This is a genomic window from Coraliomargarita parva, from assembly GCF_027257905.1.
GTDB classification, from domain to species: domain Bacteria; phylum Verrucomicrobiota; class Verrucomicrobiia; order Opitutales; family Coraliomargaritaceae; genus Coraliomargarita_A; species Coraliomargarita_A parva.
Map to the genome: position 1 here is coordinate 149,572 of NZ_JAPZEI010000006.1, position 17,294 is coordinate 166,865.

General features: G+C 57.0%; 19 protein-coding genes. 17 read left to right on the forward strand and 2 right to left on the reverse strand.

Annotated elements, in window-relative coordinates; all coding sequences use genetic code 11:
- Positions 1-17 precede the first annotated feature (17 nt).
- The 17 genes from O2597_RS10535 to O2597_RS10615 all read left to right on the forward strand — a co-directional run bounded on the left by O2597_RS10535 (position 18) and on the right by O2597_RS10615 (position 14,794).
- Positions 18-593: a hypothetical protein gene (locus O2597_RS10535; RefSeq protein ID WP_269524624.1), complete on the forward strand. Its 576-nt coding sequence runs from the start codon at positions 18-20 to the stop codon at positions 591-593.
- Complete coding sequence (locus tag O2597_RS10540) at positions 586-1,164, forward strand: hypothetical protein (protein ID WP_269524625.1); 579 nt, start codon at positions 586-588, stop codon at positions 1,162-1,164. Before O2597_RS10535 ends, O2597_RS10540 begins: the two co-directional genes overlap by 8 nt.
- On the forward strand, positions 1,164-1,478 hold the full coding sequence (locus O2597_RS10545) for a hypothetical protein (protein ID WP_269524626.1): 315 nt from the start codon (positions 1,164-1,166) through the stop codon (positions 1,476-1,478). Before O2597_RS10540 ends, O2597_RS10545 begins: the two co-directional genes overlap by 1 nt.
- Positions 1,475-3,157, forward strand: a complete 1,683-nt coding sequence (locus O2597_RS10550; protein WP_269524627.1) for a hypothetical protein — start codon at positions 1,475-1,477, stop codon at positions 3,155-3,157. The genes O2597_RS10545 and O2597_RS10550 overlap by 4 nt, the downstream gene beginning before the upstream one ends.
- Complete coding sequence (locus tag O2597_RS10555) at positions 3,154-4,407, forward strand: DUF4350 domain-containing protein (protein WP_269524628.1); 1,254 nt, start codon at positions 3,154-3,156, stop codon at positions 4,405-4,407. Before O2597_RS10550 ends, O2597_RS10555 begins: the two co-directional genes overlap by 4 nt.
- Positions 4,404-5,372: an AAA family ATPase gene (locus O2597_RS10560; RefSeq protein WP_269524629.1), complete on the forward strand. Its 969-nt coding sequence runs from the start codon at positions 4,404-4,406 to the stop codon at positions 5,370-5,372. The genes O2597_RS10555 and O2597_RS10560 overlap by 4 nt, the downstream gene beginning before the upstream one ends.
- Positions 5,372-6,721 carry a DUF58 domain-containing protein gene (locus O2597_RS10565; RefSeq protein ID WP_269524630.1) on the forward strand — a complete coding sequence of 450 codons (1,350 nt, stop codon included), beginning with the start codon at positions 5,372-5,374 and terminating at the stop codon, positions 6,719-6,721. Before O2597_RS10560 ends, O2597_RS10565 begins: the two co-directional genes overlap by 1 nt.
- A gap of 14 nt (positions 6,722-6,735) precedes the next feature.
- Positions 6,736-7,740 carry a stage II sporulation protein M gene (locus tag O2597_RS10570; protein ID WP_269524631.1) on the forward strand — a complete coding sequence of 335 codons (1,005 nt, stop codon included), beginning with the start codon at positions 6,736-6,738 and terminating at the stop codon, positions 7,738-7,740.
- Complete coding sequence (locus O2597_RS10575; protein WP_269524633.1) at positions 7,737-8,504, forward strand: RDD family protein; 768 nt, start codon at positions 7,737-7,739, stop codon at positions 8,502-8,504. Before O2597_RS10570 ends, O2597_RS10575 begins: the two co-directional genes overlap by 4 nt.
- Before the next feature lie 234 nt (positions 8,505-8,738).
- Positions 8,739-9,329 carry a hypothetical protein gene (locus tag O2597_RS10580; RefSeq protein ID WP_269524635.1) on the forward strand — a complete coding sequence of 197 codons (591 nt, stop codon included), beginning with the start codon at positions 8,739-8,741 and terminating at the stop codon, positions 9,327-9,329.
- A 93-nt stretch (positions 9,330-9,422) separates the two neighbouring features.
- Complete coding sequence (locus O2597_RS10585) at positions 9,423-9,749, forward strand: hypothetical protein (protein ID WP_269524636.1); 327 nt, start codon at positions 9,423-9,425, stop codon at positions 9,747-9,749.
- Between the two features lie 321 nt (positions 9,750-10,070).
- A complete protein-coding gene (locus O2597_RS10590; protein ID WP_269524637.1) occupies positions 10,071-10,832 on the forward strand; it encodes an IclR family transcriptional regulator in 762 nt (253 codons plus the stop codon).
- A 10-nt stretch (positions 10,833-10,842) separates the two neighbouring features.
- Positions 10,843-11,607, forward strand: coding sequence for an SDR family NAD(P)-dependent oxidoreductase (locus tag O2597_RS10595; protein WP_269524638.1), 765 nt, complete (start codon positions 10,843-10,845; stop codon positions 11,605-11,607).
- Between the two features lie 16 nt (positions 11,608-11,623).
- Positions 11,624-12,205 carry an SGNH/GDSL hydrolase family protein gene (locus tag O2597_RS10600; protein WP_269524640.1) on the forward strand — a complete coding sequence of 194 codons (582 nt, stop codon included), beginning with the start codon at positions 11,624-11,626 and terminating at the stop codon, positions 12,203-12,205.
- A 16-nt stretch (positions 12,206-12,221) separates the two neighbouring features.
- Entirely contained in the window at positions 12,222-13,043 is an 822-nt protein-coding gene (locus O2597_RS10605) for an SMP-30/gluconolactonase/LRE family protein (protein ID WP_269524642.1), read from the forward strand.
- 29 nt (positions 13,044-13,072) lie between these two features.
- Positions 13,073-14,053 carry a mannonate dehydratase gene (locus O2597_RS10610; RefSeq protein ID WP_269524644.1) on the forward strand — a complete coding sequence of 327 codons (981 nt, stop codon included), beginning with the start codon at positions 13,073-13,075 and terminating at the stop codon, positions 14,051-14,053.
- A 21-nt stretch (positions 14,054-14,074) separates the two neighbouring features.
- Positions 14,075-14,794, forward strand: coding sequence for an RraA family protein (locus O2597_RS10615; RefSeq protein WP_269524646.1), 720 nt, complete (start codon positions 14,075-14,077; stop codon positions 14,792-14,794).
- A gap of 811 nt (positions 14,795-15,605) precedes the next feature.
- Here the strand turns inward: O2597_RS10615 and rsmI are convergent.
- Together rsmI and O2597_RS10625 are read right to left on the reverse strand one after the other, a co-directional pair.
- Positions 15,606-16,313 (reverse strand): 16S rRNA (cytidine(1402)-2'-O)-methyltransferase, encoded by a 708-nt coding sequence (gene rsmI, locus O2597_RS10620; protein ID WP_269524647.1) that lies wholly within the window; start codon positions 16,311-16,313, stop codon positions 15,606-15,608.
- An 80-nt stretch (positions 16,314-16,393) separates the two neighbouring features.
- On the reverse strand, positions 16,394-17,293 hold the full coding sequence (locus O2597_RS10625; RefSeq protein ID WP_269524648.1) for a LysR family transcriptional regulator: 900 nt from the start codon (positions 17,291-17,293) through the stop codon (positions 16,394-16,396).
- Position 17,294 lies beyond the last annotated feature (1 nt).

Genomic DNA, 17,294 nt, shown 5'->3' on the forward strand with positions numbered 1-17,294 from the left:
GCCGGAGGCCGCGCGGCATGCAACTCGAACTCAAATCGCTGCGCAGCGCGCGCCGAATGCCGATCCCGCGTACGGTGCGGGCCGATAATTATGGCGAGTTGCATGCGGGGCATCCCCATGATGTGCGGCTTTTTCGTGCCGTGATCCGCGAGCGGGAGCAGGTCAAAGTGGATCCTCTGCTGGAGTCCGGTGATTCGACCTGCTATTTTCATCCGAAATTGCCGGCGACGGCCCTCTGTGACCTGAGCGGCCGGCTGATCTGCGACCTGTGCCGGACCGAGTGGGAGGGGCAGACGGTGAGTTTCGAGGCCCTGCATCAAATGGCGGGCAAGAAAAACGCTGCGCAGACGCGCAACTACCAGACCCAGTGGGATGTGATTGCCATGAGCACGGCACTCCTGCCGCTACTGATCTGGCCGATGACTGTGGTGACCGCGCCCTTGGCCCTGTTCTTTACGCTTTGGAAATGGAAATCGGGGCCGGCGAGTCCGGTGCGCAAGAGTCGTTGGCGCTTTGTCGTGGCCGGCCTGTGTTCAATCCTGCAACTCGTGGGGTGGGGCTTTTTCTTCTTTGGGGTACTGACTGATGGCTGAGGGATACCAACGACTTTCGAATTATACCCTGACGAGTCTCCAGACCGCTTATCTGGGAGAGGACCACTTGCTCGTGATCGATGGCCGTTTCAAAGAGCGCTACCGGCGGTTGCGCTACGAGGATATCGAAGCCTTGTTGATCTGTCCGACTAAGCAGGGCTCGGTTATGTCATTGCTCTTTGCCCTTGCCGGGATGGCTTTGATTCCCGCGAGCCTTAGCACCTATGGCGAACCCGGTTTTATTGTGATCCTGATCCTTCTGGCGGTTTGCTGGATTGCCTTCGGCTTCGGTATCTACGGACGGGGGTCGGTCCGATTTGGTGTGAAGACCGCGGTGCAGACCGTGGTGCTTGAGGGGGTCAATACGCGCCGTAAGGCGGCCCGCGCCGAAGAACGTCTGAGTAATCATATTGAGGCGATTCAGGGCGTCTTGACGGATCCGGAGCTTGAAGCGGCCATTCAAGCCCGAATCGACCGGCGCAAGGTTTTGCGCGAGCAACGATTGGCACCGCCACCCCCTGTCAGCCCGCCGCCGCTTCAGTCCACGCCTTCAAATCCCACGGCTAGCTGATGGCGCTGCACCTTGCCCAGTCCAAATGCTTCGAGCACGCTTCCCGTGAGGCGGTCGCCCGTTGCCCGGAATGCGGCCGTTTTTATTGTCGCGAGTGCGTGACCGAGCATGAAGGCCGGATGGTCTGCCGCGGCTGTTTGGACGGCTTGTTGCAGGTGGACGTCAAGCCCTCGCGCGGTATCCTGAGGGGACTCGTGCTTTGGGGCTTTGCATTCGCCGGTTTGTGCTTGGCGGTCTATGCCTTCTACACTCTGGGGGATTTGTTGCTGCGCATCCCCTCCGAGTTTCACTCCGGAGCATTTTTAGACCAATGAGTGCGGCCACAAGAAAGCCGCGTCGGCGGCGCCGGATACGGCAGGACAGCGAGCCATTACCGATCGAATTGATTGAGGAGGGCATTCATTTGCTACGCCGCCTGCCGCTACGCTTTTGGAGCCTGTATCTCTGCGGCATGGCGCCTTTCGTGGTCGTCTTTCTCTTCTTCTGGATCGAGATGTCCAGCAGCGGATTGGCGGAGCACTACCTTCTCCCCGGGGCGTGTGTCCTCGGTCTGTTGTTTCTTTGGCTGAAGCTGGTACAGTCGTATTTCGCCGATGGGATCCGCGGGACTTTGCTGGGAGTTGAGCCGACCGCCTGGTCTGCGGGGGCCTGGCTGCGCTGTCTACGTCGCCAGGCGATTTGGCAGGGGAGTGGCTTCTTTGTCTTGCCGTTGGCTGCCTTGGTGACCCTGCCTTTTCCGCGGGTCTTCGCGTACTACCAGCACCTCTATCTCATGGATCCGCGGGAGACCCGTTCCGAGCGGGAGCAGCTCCGGGAGAGCTGGGGCCTTGCCGGCATCTGGACCGAGCAAAACTGGATCTGCCTGGCTTTGCTGGCCCTGGTCTTCTGCCTGAGTATTGTGAACTGGCTGACGGTTCTCCTGCTGGTTCCTTTCCTGATGAAAACCTTACTGGGAATGGAAACGGTTTTTTCCCAAGCGGGCGTCAACCTGGTGAACAGTACCTCACTCTTTGCCTGTCTTCTTTTGGCATATGTTGTGACAGATCCGCTGGTGAAGGCCGTGTATCTGCTACGACATCACTACTGCGAATCACGCCGAAGCGGCGCGGACCTCCGATTACGCTGGCGCCGCAGCCTGCAGGGCGCTCGCATTTGGTCGAAGGCCGCATCCTTCCTGTTCTGGGGCGGATTGCTCTGTGCGCTCAATTGCGCGATGTCCGGCGACTTGTCGGCGGCTGTCCCGGCTCCGGCCAAGGTCACCGTCGAAAGTGGCGAGTTGGAAGCCCGGATCGAGCAAACCCTGCAGCAGCGTGAATTCATCTGGCGTTTTCCACGGGAAGAAGTCGAGGATACGGGGGAGGAAATGAACTGGTTGCTGGACTTCTGGGAGGAAGTCGAGATGTGGCAGGAGAAGTTCGAGCATTGGATCGAAAACCTCTTTCACCGAGAGGAGAAGGGGCCGAAGGAAGGGCGGGACTGGGATCTGGATGTCCTATTATTGGGCTTGGGGGTATTTCTCAGTTTTTTGCTGATCGGACTCTTTGTGCTGCTAGTCTTCTATTTAGGAGTGAAAGCTTGGCGGATGTATCAGCCGCTTGAATTGCTTTCCGGTGTCGAAGAGATGCCTGAAGCAGCGGTTCCGGATCTGAACGAAGAAGACGTTGCCGCCGACCTGTTGCCCCGGAACCGCTGGATTGAGATGGCCCGAGAGTGTATTGCACGGGGGGAATATCGTCTGGCCTTACGGGCCTATTTTCTCGCCCAGTTGTCAGAGCTCTCCAGTGAGGGGGTGATCGTGATTCAACAGTCAAAGACCAACCGCGATTATGAGCGGGAGATCGCCCGCCGGGCGCACGGACGGGAGGGACTGTTGCGCTGTTATGAGGCGCAGCGCCGGCTATTTGAAGGCATCTGGTATGGCGACCATTACAGCGGGCCTGAGCAGGTCCATGAAATGGAAGGCTACCTTGGGGAAACGGGGGTGCTTGCGTGAAGCGTCAATGGCCCAGTGTCTTACTCTTTCTGTTGGCTTTCGGCGGCATGCTGGCCGGTTTGGGATGGCTTGTGAAGACACGTTTCGAGACCGGCGATGCCTATCCCCGAGGTTCCAGCTTCCGGGCGGATCCCCAAGGTTCCAAAGTGCTTTACGAGAGCTTGAGGCAGCTGCCGGAGTTGGAGGTGGGCCGGAATTTTGAACCTTTTGAGCAGTTGGGCCGGATTCCGCCGTCCTCGACCCTGCTTCTGCTCAACCTTCAGGGGCGTGCCTTGCATGAGCTGGCCCTGACGTCGGCGGTCGAGCAGTTTGTCAGCGGCGGGGGGCGACTGGTTGTGGCTATGAATCCCGACCACGTGGCGGAGGATGAGGACCTTGAGCCCATTGCAGATGACGACAAAGATGGGGAACCTTCTGATGAGGAGGAGTCCACGGACAAGGACTTGCCGGCCGAGGGGCGCGTTTTCAAGCGCAAGGCGCAGGCTGCGGAGGCACGGTTCTGGGCCGGGCTGAGCTTGACCTATGGAAAGCACGAGGGAGGGGAGGCCCAGCGCGTGGATGCATTGTCCGAGGTCGAAGTTTTGCCTGCCATGATTCCCTGGCGTGAGGGAGGTGTTCTGGTCGACATGGAGGAGGTCTGGCAGCCGGTCTACCAAATCGGGGATGAAGTGGTGGTGGCTGAGCGCCCCTTCGGGAGGGGCACGATTGTGGTCATGACCGACGATTATTTGTTCATGAACGAGGCCATGTTGAAGCATCGTTCCGGAGGCTTTCTGGCTTGGTGCGTGGGGGATCGTCATCAAGTGCTCTTTGATGAAACCCATCTCGGGGTGGCTAGCCGGACCGGGATTGCGACCCTGATCCGGCGCTACCGGTTGTCAGGCTTTTTTACTGTCCTCGTGCTGCTCATGGGGCTGTTGGTCTGGCGGGGGGCATCGCCGCTGGTGCCGCCTTATTCCGGCCGCACGCGCGGGAATCTTGTACTGGCCGACCAGTCGACCGAAGCCGGGCTTGCCGATCTCTTGAGGCGCAGTCTGCCCAGGGCTGATTTGCCGGGGGAAGCCTTCCGCCGATGGCAGGCCTCCTGCCTGCGTTCGGAGGGCGACCGTCGTTATTATGCGCGGGAACTTGAGGAAGCCGAGGCCGTGTTGGCCGAGTATGCGGCAACACCGGACCGCAAGCGCAAGCCGCTCGCAACCCATTTGAGAATCAAATCCATCATTCAACGTAAAAAGAGGAAACGCCTGTGAACGAAGAGAGCTTGCAAACATTTCATCAGCAGATCGAGGCTGCCCGAGCGGAAATCGGAAAGGTGATTATCGGGCAGAAGGAAGTGATCGACCTAGCCCTGGTGACCATCCTGACCGGTAGTCACGCGCTCATCGAAGGGGTGCCGGGAGTCGCCAAGACGCTGCTTGTCCGTACCTTGGCCGAAGTGCTTTCGGTTGAGAGCAACCGTATCCAGTTTACTCCCGACCTGATGCCGACGGATATTACCGGGACCAGCGTCTTCAATATGAAGACGCAGGAGTTCAGTCTGGTCAAAGGTCCCATCTTCACGACCTTTCTTTTGGCCGATGAAATCAACCGTGCGCCGGCCAAGACCCAGTCTGCGCTCCTTCAGGCCATGCAGGAGCGGCGGGTGACAATTGACCGCGAAGACCTGACCTTGGACGAAGGCTTCACGGTCTTTGCCACTCAGAACCCGATTGAGCATGAAGGTACTTATCCTCTGCCGCAGGCGCAACAGGACCGGTTCATGTTGAAGATCCTGATGGATTATCCGGAGCCGGAGGACGAAATGAGCCTGGCTCGCCGGATGTTGTCGGCTGAGGCGCCGGAAAAGACGCTTGCTGGCGGCGCGGTGCAGGCGGTCTTGGCGCCGGGGGAGTTGGCGGCGGCGAAGGCCGCGCTCCAGCAGGTAGTCCTTCGCGACGAGTTGTTGGCCTACATTGTGGACCTGGTACGCCGCACCCGGACGCATGAATCCGTGCTGGTTGGTGCCGGGCCCCGGGCGACTCAGGCCATGCTGCTCGCCGCCCGTGCAGCGGCGGCGATTGACGGGCGCGACTTTGTGGCTCCCGACGATATCAAGACCATGGCGAGACCGGTTCTATCGCACCGACTCATGCTGCGCCCCGAATATGAAATTGAGGGTCTTACGATTACGGAGGTAATCGCCCAGCTGCTGGATAGCGTTCCGGTGCCCCGTTGATGATGCGTCCCGTTCCCAGCCAGCGTTGCCTCTATCTTGTGGCGGTGTTACTTCCGCTCTCCTTGCTCAGTGCCGCTTTCGGCACGGGAGGTAGCTTGCTGTATCTGGTTGCGGGGGGCATTCTCCTGATCTCTTTGCTGGATCTCCTGCTCTCTGCATCGCGTATGAAGGGCTTGGCAGTCACACTTGATCCTGTGACACGACTGTCCCGCGAAAATCCGGGCCGTATTACGGTTCATATCCGCGTGGACGGACAACCGCCGGAGTTTCTGACGGTCGGGCTACCGCTGCCGGTTTCATTCCTGCAGGACGACGCCGTCCGCCGGGTCAAGCTAGTGGACTCGCCCTCCAATCACTGGACGCTGGACTTCCCTGTGACAGCACGGCTGCGCGGTGTTTTTGCCTGTCCTGCCGCCTATGTGCAGCTTCGTTCGGTCTTGGGTCTTTTCGATGTTCGGCGTGTCTATCGCTCCGAAGCGGAGATCCGGGTCTATCCCAACCTGCGTCGCGAGCGCCGGCAATTGGCCAATCTGTTTCTGAACCGTGGCCTGCTTGGGATCCATTCCCAGCGCATGGTCGGCCAGGGACGTGAGTACGAGCAGCTTCGGGAATACGCCACCGGTGACAGTATCCAGGATATTCATTGGAAAGCGTCGGCCAAGCGTGGCGAACTCGTGACCAAGACCTATCAGGTCGAGCGTACGCAGGAGATCTATTTTGTGATCGACCATTCGCGGCTCAGCGGGCTGCGGACTACCCGCTCGGAGACCGACACGGATGACGATTATGCCGAAACCCTGCTGGAACGCTATGTCACTGCAGCCAGTGTGCTTGGTCTGGTCGCGGAGCAGGCTGGGGATCTTTTCGGGCTGGTGGCTTTCGGCAGCCAGGTGTCACGCTTTGTCCGTGCGAGTTCCGGAAAGCAGCATCACCAGGTGATTCAGGATGCGCTCTTCGACCTTAAGTCGGAGCCCGGTCCTTTCGATCTGGACGAGCTCTTTAGTTTTCTTCGGATGCGGTTGAGGCGCCGCGCCCTGCTGATTTTCATGACCGATCTAAACGACCATGCGGCCGGAGAGGACTTTGGCCGTCATGTCGGTATGATTGCCGGTCAGCACCATGTTCTGGTCAATTCGATCCGGCGTGAAGGCGTCTGGCCGATGTACCAAAACCCGGATGCACCGGACTTGGTGGGGGAACTCGCCGGGCACTTGCGCTGGGACGGCTTGCGTGAACTGCAGGCCGAACTCCGTGCGGCCGGGGTCGAATTCGCGGTATTGGATGACGAAAAGCTCAGTCTTGATTTGGTCAACCAGTACCTCTCTGTGAAGCAGCGGCAGATATTGTAGTTTTCCTTGGATACATGATTCTCGATACACAGCGATTTATTCTTGAGCGACGTGCCGTGTGGGACGAATACGAAGCGATGCTGCTTCGGCTTGAGGCGGACCCCAGGACCCGGCTGGCTACGAACGAAGTGCAGCGCTTCCACTACCTGTACGAGCGTGTGGCTTCGGACCTGTCGAAGCTTAACGCCTCTGCCGTCGAGCCGCAGACGCAAAGCTATCTCGAATCCTTGGTGGCCCGTGGCTTCGGCGAGATGCATGGTACCGCGCGACGAACGCCCTTTTTCTCTGCCCTCGTCGGCTTGCTGACCGCCTTTCCCCGTACCGTGCGCCGGCATGCGCTTGAGTTCTGGTTGACCACGGCACTCTTCTTCGGGGGCGCACTTTTCGGCGCGGCGGCTCTCGCCTTGGATCCCGATTCAAAGCCGGTTCTCATGCCCTTTAGTCATCTCCTCGGTGATCCGAGTGATCGTGTGGCGGAGGAAGAAGTCGAGCAGGGGAGACATATGGACGGGCAGAAATCCACATTCTCCGCCCAGCTGATGACTAATAATATCAAGGTTTCCATCTTTGCCCTGGCGCTCGGTATGACTTTTGGGGTGGGGACCGGCATCGTTTTGTTTTATAATGGCGTCGGCTTGGGTGCGGTCGCGATGGACTACATCCTCGACGGTCAGTCGGTCTTTCTTTCGGGTTGGCTGCTTCCGCACGGCAGTGTCGAGATCCCCGCCATCCTCCTGGCCGGGCAAGGGGGGCTGATTCTTGGGCGCACCCTGATCTTTGCCTCCGGACGCAAAAGTATCGGTGCCCGGCTGCAGGCGGTGCGCGACGATCTGGTTACGATTATTTCGGGCGTCGCGCTCATGTTGGTCTGGGCGGGGATTATCGAGAGCTTCCTCTCCCAGTACCACGAACCTGTGATCCCCTACGCCGTGAAAATTACATTTGGCCTGCTTCAGCTGGGGGGCGTTGTGGCCTATTTTACAATGGTGGGGCGTAAGGAGTCGCCAACGGGGAAATGAGCGACCGGCGGTTCAATAGCCTGACTATACAGACTCCGGAAGGCGTGCGGTTCGAGCACCAACTGGCCAGTCCCGTGGTGCGTTTTATCGCCCTCTTTATCGATTTGGCGGTGATTACGACCCTCATGTCGATTCTCTCGGTCGTGATCGCAATGATGGGGTGGATCTCACTCGATCTCGCGATGGCCTTCTATATACTGCTCTACTTTGTCCTCTCGATTGGCTACTTCATCTTCCTTGAAATGCTGCAACGCGGCCAAACCATCGGGAAGCGCATGATGCAGCTGCGGGTGATGGATGCCCATGGGCTTAAGATCCGGCCGAGCCAGTATATCCTACGAAACTTGCTTCGCTTTGTGGATGGTTTTCCGGTTTTGTATTTCCTCGGGGGACTGTGTGCGATCTTGAGTCCCCGGTCCCAGCGCTTGGGCGATATTGCGGCCGGTACGGTCGTTGTTCGTATTCCGGAAAGCCGTCTGCCTTCCCTGGGCGGGCTGATGGACAATATGTATAATTCGTTCCGTGACTATCCACGCCTAGAGGCGCTCTTGCGCCAGCGGGTCCTGCCCGAACAGGCCGAGGTCGCTTTGCAGGCGCTGCGCCGCCGTGACGAGATGGATGCGGTGCCCCGGGCAAAACTCTTTGCCGATCTGGCCGGGTATTACAGAGAGTTGGTGGTGTTTCCCGATGAGCTTGTGCGCTCGATCAGTGATGAACAATACGTGCGCAATTGTGTGGATACGATCTACCGTGGTGTGAAGTAGTCCGACTCATGTGATAATAGTTGAGGTATGGGCAGCATGCAGATTAGGAGTCTCTTGTGGTCTTTAGGGGAAGCCCACTTGCCCGAAACTGTGAACGGCGATCGGATCTCGGGCAGTGTTTAGACTGTGTGGCTCTGGAGTGTGGGGGCTGTGTCGGTAGAGAAAAGCAATTCTCTCAATCTATTGCACGTTATGTCTGTTGCTTGATGTGCTTAGTAACTCTTTAAGGAAGAAATGGAAAATGTATTTCTGCTGGCCTGCGTGTGTGTGTTGTTTGTAGGTTGTTTTCCTTCGAGCAAAAAATTCGATGATATGCCGATGGATCAGTTGTTGCATTCTATGCTTCGGGAGTCACCAGGAAGTTTGGAGTTTGACGCAATGAGGAGTCAAGTGGTTGAACGCCGTCAAGGGAAGGGGGGGATTCCTTCTGAAGTTTTAGTTTTTGCAACTGACCAGGATCTAAATAAAAGGATTATTGCTGCTCGAGTTTTATCTTCAATGGAGGGGGAGACAGCGGTTTCTCTGTCCATTGGTATGTTAGAAGAGCCTGATCTAGTTCGACATGTTTTGTCAGGTTTCTCGAGGAAGTCGGCGGCGAATCCTGTTATTTGCGATGCTCTTTCAACTCTTCGAGTCGAATCTAAAGCAACATATATTACTCTATTAGCCGCTAAATGTAAGAATTGTGACGATCGTAGTAAAGCTTTGGAGGAATTGTCATCCCTGCTTGATGATGAAGATTATACGATGTTTTGGGATCGTATTAGGGCGACAATTTATAGGTTAAATAATAAAAATGAAAGAAAGCGCATTTTCTTTAATTAAATGAAGAACTCACTGGAGATGCGCATGTGTTGAGGAGTGCGCTCCAATTAATAATACGTTACTTGTGTTCCAATTTAACGTTACATAGAAAATATGAGAGAGATTAAATCATTTCTGTGTGTGGCATTTGCTGCGTTGATTGCATCCAAATGTCTCGATTTTGTAGCTCCATGGATACCTGTTTACATGGGAATGGGGCGCGATATGGATCCGTCGATTTATCTGCCAATTGCTTCTACATTTCGAGGTGTGTCTTGGCTAATGTTTAATCTGGTTGTAGCTGTTTGGAATTATAAAGAAGCCAAAAGGGAAGAATCGAATCCCGTGTTGTGGTGTTTTTTATCTCTGTTTCTCGGCGTGCTGGGGCTTGTCCTCTTTTATTCTTATGCTGGATACATTAAAACTCAAAAGGCAAGGTAAGTCATTTCGGATTTGATACGCCGGTTGCTGAGAGTTCACTTCTAGCATCTAACATGGGGTGGGGTGTGGTAAGTGTTGTAAACCTCTAGCTCAGATTGTCTAAATTGACAGATTGTGAGCCCGTAGTTCAGAAGAAGCGGCTAATTATTCAATAAGTGTCGCATGAATCGCCGTGATTCAAAGTTCTATGGCCGCTGTGCGGATCGTATTGCTATCCCGATTGGTTGGTCATCTCTGATGAAGTGTTTAATCATTCGGATTTTAACCTTGGGTAAACTTTCGCCTTTACATTCATATTTGAAAACATAAATTCAAATGTGAATGAGCGGAAAGCACACGATCCCGGCCGTCGATAAGTCCCTGAAACTCCTCCAAGTGTTGGCGGAGGCTTCGGAGCCGATGACGAGTGCCCAACTGGCGCGCAAGCTGGAGATCACGCCGTCGACCTGTTACCGAATCCTGCAGACTTTGGTTGGACGTGACTGGTTGAGAGGGACCTCAAATGGTGCCTTTACATTTTCCGCAGGGATGTTTCCGCTTTTGAAGCCGCTCTCGGATTATCAAAAATTATTCGAAAGCCTGGGCGCGCCGCTTCGCAGTATGGTCGACCAGACAGGGCTGACGGCGAAGATTTCGGTGAAGCAGGGGGATGTTGCCTCGACGGTTTACCGGGTTGAATCCCCGCGCCCCCTGTCACCCAGCTTCAAGGTGGGTGGCTCTTTCTCATTGGCTTACGGTTCAAGTGGCGCGTGCTTGATGGCGGAGCTGGCAGATGAGGAGGTGGATCGCATCCTGAGCGAGTGTTCCTCTGAGATCTGGGCGTATCAAAAGCCGGAGGATGTCTGGGCCCGCATTCGCTCTGTTCGAGACACCGGAGTCTGCCTGGATTGTGGTATGTACCAGCCCTCCGTCTATGGACTGTCAGTTTCAGTCCATAACCGCGATCAACGCGGTTTTGCCGCACTCTCGCTGATCGGCTGGGCCAACGATTTTACGGAGGATAAGCTGGAGAGCTTGAAGCAGAGTTTGATCGAGTGTGCCGAGCGTTGCACCGCGACCCTCGGAGAAAAGGCAGTGGCTTAGGAATTTAGTTATGGAATTACAGCAGTTTTCATTGAAGGGAAAGACCGCACTGGTGACCGGTTCGTCACGAGGGATTGGTCGTAGTATTCTACTGGGGCTGGCTCGTCTGGGTGCCAATGTCGTGGTGCACGGTGTGCGTGCAGGCGAGGCGGCCGAATCGGTTTTGGCGGAAGCCAAAGCGCTCGGAGTGGAGGCGCAGTTTGTGGCCGGTGATTTGAGCGCGCCGCAGGGAGGGAAAGCTTGTGCCGAAGCAGTGTTGGCCGCGGTGAGACAGGTTGATATCGTTGTATTGAACGCGTCGATACAGGTCAAAAAGGCATGGCTGGAGCAAACCCCTGAGGACATCGAGGGGCAGTTGCGGACCAACTTCATCGCCTCGCTGGAAATGCTTCAGGTCTTGGTGCCGCCCATGAAGGAGAACGGTTGGGGGCGCATCCTGACCGTTGGCAGCGTACAGCAAAAGAAACCACACCCTATGATGTTGCCCTATGCCGCCTCGAAGTGCGCGCAGGAAAGCATGGTGCGCAGTCTGGCGGTCGATTTGGCCCCACATGGAATTACCGTCAACAACCTGGCTCCCGGAGTCATCCTGACCGATCGCAATACCGATGCCTTGGCCGATCCGGATTACCTTGAGCTGGTGAAATCAAAGATTCCCGCCGGTTATTGCGGTGAGTCGGACGATTGTGCGGGTGTGGCCCAGCTCCTTTGTTCCGATGCGGGGCGTTATATCACCGGGCAGGACATCTATGCCGACGGTGGCATGAGCCTGTAAGCAGGAGCTTGTTACGATGAAGCAAGTTAGTTTAATAGGTGATTCCATCCGTATGGGCTATCAGCATGCCGTGCGCGCCGAACTGGACGGCGAGGCGGATGTTTGGTCGCCGGAAGGCAACTGCATGCACTCCGTCCACCACTTGTTCAACTTGGCCTGGTATCTCGACCAAGCAGCGGATGTGATTCATTTCAATTGTGGACTCTGGGACTGCCGACGCTTGGGGAAGGGCAGTGCGGAGAATGCCGTACCGGTCGACCTTTATGTGCGTAATGTGGATTTCCTGATCCGTCAGATCCGACTCCGAACTGAGGCGACCCTGATCTGGGCGACCATTACGCCGGTGGTCCAGTCTCGTTACAACGCGCGCTTTACGCAGGTGACAGATCCCTGCCGTGACGCTTCCGATTCCGCGAAATATAATGAGGCACTGGCGCCGGTGCTGGCGAAGCACGGAGTCGAGGTGAATGACCTCTATACATTCGTCATGGATAACGGGGTCGAAGAAATGATCTGTGACGATGGCGTGCACTATACGGATGCAGCCAGCGCTATTCTTGGGCGGAAGGTCGCAGAAGAAGTGAGAAAGCATTTTTGAGTTCCAATACCTGGTGATGAATATTGATATAATAGCCGATGGTCTTGAATTCCCCGAGGGGCCTGCCTTCGATGCGCAAGGAGACTTATGGGCCGTGGAGTTGAAGGGTGGAGGCCTGATCCGATGGTCAGGTGGCAGCTATGAGCGTGTCCCAACCGGTGGTGGTCCGAATGGCATCGTAATCGACGATGCGGGGCGTGTGCTGTTTTGCGATTCCGCCGAGCGCTCCATTCGTCGCCATGATCCTTCAGCCGGTCGGACGGACACCATGGCGACCCATGTCGACGGCGAGATCCTGAACAAGCCGAATGACCTGGCCTTCGATGCCGTGGGCAACCTTTTGTTTACCTGCCCGGGGGACTCCCGCCAGGAGCCGACCGGCTATGCCTGTGTCATGGCGCCTTCCGGAGAGGTGCGTAAGATTGCGGAGGGCTACTATTTTCCAAACGGCCTGGTGTTCAATGCCGACGGTTCCCAACTGATTATAGCTGAAACCTACAAGCAGCGTCTTTGGGTTGGCGATTGGGATCCGGCGGAATTGAGCTGGACGAATCCTCGGGTCTGGGCCGAAGGGCTCGTCGGGGCGCCGGGGCCCGACGGCATGGCATGGGGCAAGGACGGCCGTCTGTATGTGGCGGTCTATGGTTCCGGTGCTGTGTATGTGATTTCAGAATACGGAGAGATTCTGGACCGCATCGAGCTGCCAGGAAAGAACCCGACCAACTGTGCATTTGATCCCTCGGGCGAACTCGGGCTGGTGGTCACGGAAGCGGAACAGGGGCGTCTCTTAAGTATTCCCGGACTCGGCACGGGCATCCCGCTCTTCGCCGGCGTATAGCCATTCGTATCCCCACCGTATTTGAAACGATGAAACTGACTTTACTCTTACCCGCGGTACCCGATGACTCCTGGGTCTTTGCCAAGCAAATCGGGGTCACGCACGCGGTCGTGAAGGCTGCGCCGGAATTGTCCGGTCTGGCAGCACCGGATGATATCGATGCCTTGCGGACTGTGCAGAAACGCTTTGGCGACGAGGGGATCACGCTTGTTGGCCTGGAGGGGGACCAGTTCGACATGTCCCGCATCAAGCGAGGCGAGCCCGGCCGCGATGAAGATCTGGAGCGCTATCACCGGATGCTTCGCAACATGGGGGAGTTGGGCCTGGAGCTGCTCTGCTATAATTTTATGCCGCGTGCGAAGACGGCGGACCACGATTGGCATCGTACTGATGTGGCTGTTCCGCTGCGGGGAGGATCGTTGACCACCTGCTACGATGTGGCGGAACTGCCACCGGCTCCGGCGCTTGAGTTCAGCCATGAGCAGCTGTGGGCAAACTACACTTATTTTATCCAATCGGTGATGCCGGTGGCCGAGGAAGCAGGTGTGAAGATGGGCTTGCATCCCGATGATCCGCCTTTGCCGGCCTTGGGCGCGGCCCCGCGCATTTTCAATCAACCAGAGGCTTGGTTGCGTGCCTTCGAACTGGCACCGAGCCCGAACAACGGGGTCACTTTCTGCCAGGCGAATTTCAAGCTGATGGGGGCCGACCTCGACTACTGGGTCCGCCGCTTTGCCGAATTGAAGAAGCTTTTCTTCGTTCACTTCCGCGACGTGTCCGGCACGGCCGAGCGCTTCACCGAGATCTGGCATGACGAGGGCGATGATGACATGGGCGCGATGGTCCGGCTTTACCACGAAGTCGGCTTCGAGGGCCCCATCCGCGACGACCACGTGCCCGCCATGCACGGGGAGAAGCCGAAGGTTCCGGGCTACGGGACGCTGGGCCACCTCTTTGCCGTCGGCTATCTCAAGGGCCTGCTCGATGCCCAACACATTTCATATATTTAACACCAAAAGAAGGAGACAACTATGAGCCAACAAATGCATGTCGATAAACTGAAGGAGATGCGCGATACCGTGGAAATCACGGAACTGAGCATCCCGCTCGAAGAGCTGTGCGAGCGCTTCGAGAAACTCTACACGGGGGCGGTCAACGATGTCCTGCGTGAAATGTGCCTGCCGAACCAGGGCCTGCCGTCGGAAATCATGCCTTTGCGTGATGAGATGGTTGTCTGTGGTGAAGCCTTTACCGTGAAAGCGGTGAAGGATCCGACGATGGGCGGTGAAATGGAGGTGCGGGTTGAGATGCTCGACGATCTGCGTCCGGGGCACATTGTGATTTGGAATTCCAATGGCGACGACCATGCTTCGCACTGGGGCGGCGTCATGACGCAGGCTTCCATGAAGCGCGGTTGTCGCGGAGCGATCATCGATGGGGGGATTCGCGACACAAAGGACATCCTGAGCCAGAACTTCCCGATCTGGTACCGTTATCGCACCAGTAACGGCGCGCTCTCGCATACCAAGATCGTGGGGTACCAAGTTCCGATTTATGTCGGAGAGATCATCATCAAGCCGGGCGATATCCTGCTCGCCGATATTGACGGAGGTGTCGTTATTCCACGTAAGATCGCGGTAGCCGTGCTGGAACGTGCCGAACAGATCGAACGCAACGAAGGGGAAATCAAGGAGTGGGTGGCTGCCGGTTTGACTGCCGAAGAGATCCACGACCGCGGCGGTTATTTCTGAGCCGGCTGAAACGAATTCGGTAGCGGCGACTGTCCCCAGTCGCCATTGCAGAGTTGCCTGATTGATAGTTCAAATGCTGATCGCTTCGAGTGGCGGCTGGGGACAGCCGCCGCTAGTGTGATCATGACTATAGACAATCCAGTCAGTGAAAATCTGAACTCCACCGAACCGGTCACCGGTGGTGAAGCCGGAGGAAACTGCGTCGCCGTGAGGCGGGGTGGGAAACAACCCGAGGCGAAGGAGCAGTCCCAAATACAAGTGAACTCGATTCGGTGTTCAAGAATGGCGAGCCTGCTAGCGACTGGCGAAGCCTGTGCGCCGCACAACCTCTGTCTGTGGCATCTACCGGTAAACGTGGTGCAGAGGGTTCTTGGGTATGGTTGGAGTGGGAATGTCCTGAAGGAGGTCTATGTAAGTGGTGAGAGCTGCACCGGCAAGAGACACCGAATGGATGTGTCTGGTGCAGCAGTCAGAGCCTTCATAGTAGTGATGAAATCCGGTAATTCGGACGGAGCGAAGGGAGGCAGGGAGGATGAGATGGCCGAGACTCACTCATGCCATACCATCTGGAATCGATTGGTCTTTTCGGACCTAGAACACCAGAGGCAAAACCACCTGCGTGAGTGCGGTGGGCGTCATCTGTGGGTTTCGCCGAAAGGTAGGGCTTGTGTTGCTCTCTTGGCAAAGCAAGTTCGAGAAACCCATCTTCGTAGAGAAGTCACCATCCAACTGGAGAGCCGGATGCGGGAGAACCGCAAGTCCGGTTCGGAGGGAGGGGTGCGGTTCAAGCCCGCATTCCTACCCCTATCCTTCAGAGTTCGAATCCGTCCTTTGCGATGCAGACCACAAACTCGCCCTTCTGGCTGCCTTTGGCGACGCGGTCCCTGACATCGGAGGCCGGTCCGCTGTGCACCGTTTCGTGCAGTTTGGTCAGCTCCCGGCAGACGCTGATGCAGCGGTCCGGGCCGAGGGTGTCGACCAGGTTGTCGAGAAACTTGCCGATACGGTGGCAGGATTCATAGACCACAAGCGTGTATTCGAAATCACGATACTTTTCGAAGAACCGGATGCGGGCCGCGCTCTTTGGAGCGAGGAAGCCGACGTAAAGAAAGCCGTCGCTCGGCAGGCCGGAGAGGGAGAGGGCCGTGATCACAGCGCTGACCCCGGGGGTGGTCGTCACCGGAAGACCACGTTTCCGGCATTCGCGTACGAGACGGAAGCCGGGGTCGCTGATCGCCGGGGTGCCTGCATCGGCCACAAGGACGATGTCTTCACCTGCGGCCATCCGGTCGGCCAGCTCGCCGGCCATTTGGCTCTCGTTCTCCTCACGGTAGGAGACCAGTTTCCCGTGTTCCTCGATTCCCAGTTTGCTCAGCAGTTTGCCGGTCACCCGCGTGTCCTCGCAGGCGATGGTGATGGCGGTCCGCAGCGCTTCGACCGCCCGAGGGGTGCAGTCGGAGAGGTTGCCGATCGGGGCGGCGACGAGGGTCAGGGTTCCTGAGCTGGATGTGTCGGACATGTGGCGTATGGTCGTTTCGTAGATGCTTGGACGATTGGAAGCGCTGTGGCTGGAAGTGTCGAGGCTGCAAAGCTTGCTTTTCAGCCGACCTGTGCCTCCCGTTCGGTGATGGACTCCGTAAGGATGCGTGCCGCTTTCGACAGTTGGGTACCCTTGCGCTTGAGCAGATAGATGTTACGGAAGGGCGCCGGTTTCGGGAAGTTGCGGTAGACAACGTTCCTGTCCTTTCGCTGGCGCACTGCCAGTTTGGGTACAATGGCGAGGCCGAGGCCGGCTCCGACCATGGCGATGGCGGTTTCCAACTGGTCGCATTGCAGCTTGGAATTGCACTCCTTGATGCCGCAGACCTTGAGGGTTTGCCCGCGCAGGCAATGTCCGTCCTTCAGATGGATCAATTCCGAAGCCGCCATTTGGTCGGCTTGCGGGATATGTGCGGGGTTCGCCAGATTATGGGTTTGTGGAACGGCCAGCATGAGAGGTTCCCTGAACAGTTCCTTGATCTGAAGTGCGTATTTGTGGCGGTCCTTGTCCAATACATCGCTTAGGATGGCGAACTCGATGTTACCGCTGACGATTTCCTCGATCAACTGGGTGGTCCTTCCTTCAAGGATTTCGACTTCAATGCTGGGAAAGTTGTGTTGGAAGTCTGCCAGTAGGCTGGGCAGGAGATAGGGTGCCAGGGTGGGGATGATGCCGAAGCGGATGCGTCCGGTTTGGAGCTCGCTACGGGCTGTGAAGGCTTTTCGCATGTCCGCTTCTTCCGACAGTAGACGTTTTGCGTGGCGCAGCAGCAATTCGCCGGCAGCGGTCAGCTCAATGCCCCGGGGCCGACGTTCCATGAGTTGTTCGCCGAGATCCTCTTCCAGGGCCATGATCTGCTGGCTCAGCGATGGCTGGCTGATGGCGCAGCGCTTGGCGGCCGCGCTGATGGAACCCAGTTGGGCGGTTTCATAAAAATAGTGCAGTTGGCGTAGTTCCATG

Excerpts from the sequence above, each read along its gene's own strand:
- O2597_RS10535 (WP_269524624.1), top strand. The coding sequence starts at position 18 with ATGCAACTCGAACTCAAATCGCTGCGCAGCGCGCGCCGAATGCCGATC.
- O2597_RS10540 (WP_269524625.1), top strand. The coding sequence starts at position 586 with ATGGCTGAGGGATACCAACGACTTTCGAATTATACCCTGACGAGTCTC.
- O2597_RS10545 (WP_269524626.1), top strand. The coding sequence starts at position 1,164 with ATGGCGCTGCACCTTGCCCAGTCCAAATGCTTCGAGCACGCTTCCCGT.
- O2597_RS10550 (WP_269524627.1), top strand. The coding sequence starts at position 1,475 with ATGAGTGCGGCCACAAGAAAGCCGCGTCGGCGGCGCCGGATACGGCAG.
- O2597_RS10565 (WP_269524630.1), top strand. The coding sequence starts at position 5,372 with ATGATGCGTCCCGTTCCCAGCCAGCGTTGCCTCTATCTTGTGGCGGTG.
- O2597_RS10570 (WP_269524631.1), top strand. The coding sequence starts at position 6,736 with ATGATTCTCGATACACAGCGATTTATTCTTGAGCGACGTGCCGTGTGG.
- O2597_RS10575 (WP_269524633.1), top strand. The coding sequence starts at position 7,737 with ATGAGCGACCGGCGGTTCAATAGCCTGACTATACAGACTCCGGAAGGC.
- O2597_RS10580 (WP_269524635.1), top strand. The coding sequence starts at position 8,739 with ATGGAAAATGTATTTCTGCTGGCCTGCGTGTGTGTGTTGTTTGTAGGT.
- O2597_RS10585 (WP_269524636.1), top strand. The coding sequence starts at position 9,423 with ATGAGAGAGATTAAATCATTTCTGTGTGTGGCATTTGCTGCGTTGATT.
- O2597_RS10590 (WP_269524637.1), top strand. The coding sequence starts at position 10,071 with ATGAGCGGAAAGCACACGATCCCGGCCGTCGATAAGTCCCTGAAACTC.
- O2597_RS10595 (WP_269524638.1), top strand. The coding sequence starts at position 10,843 with ATGGAATTACAGCAGTTTTCATTGAAGGGAAAGACCGCACTGGTGACC.
- O2597_RS10600 (WP_269524640.1), top strand. The coding sequence starts at position 11,624 with ATGAAGCAAGTTAGTTTAATAGGTGATTCCATCCGTATGGGCTATCAG.
- O2597_RS10605 (WP_269524642.1), top strand. The coding sequence starts at position 12,222 with ATGAATATTGATATAATAGCCGATGGTCTTGAATTCCCCGAGGGGCCT.
- O2597_RS10610 (WP_269524644.1), top strand. The coding sequence starts at position 13,073 with ATGAAACTGACTTTACTCTTACCCGCGGTACCCGATGACTCCTGGGTC.
- O2597_RS10615 (WP_269524646.1), top strand. The coding sequence starts at position 14,075 with ATGAGCCAACAAATGCATGTCGATAAACTGAAGGAGATGCGCGATACC.
- rsmI (WP_269524647.1), bottom strand. The coding sequence starts at position 16,313 with ATGTCCGACACATCCAGCTCAGGAACCCTGACCCTCGTCGCCGCCCCG.
- O2597_RS10625 (WP_269524648.1), bottom strand. The coding sequence starts at position 17,293 with ATGGAACTACGCCAACTGCACTATTTTTATGAAACCGCCCAACTGGGT.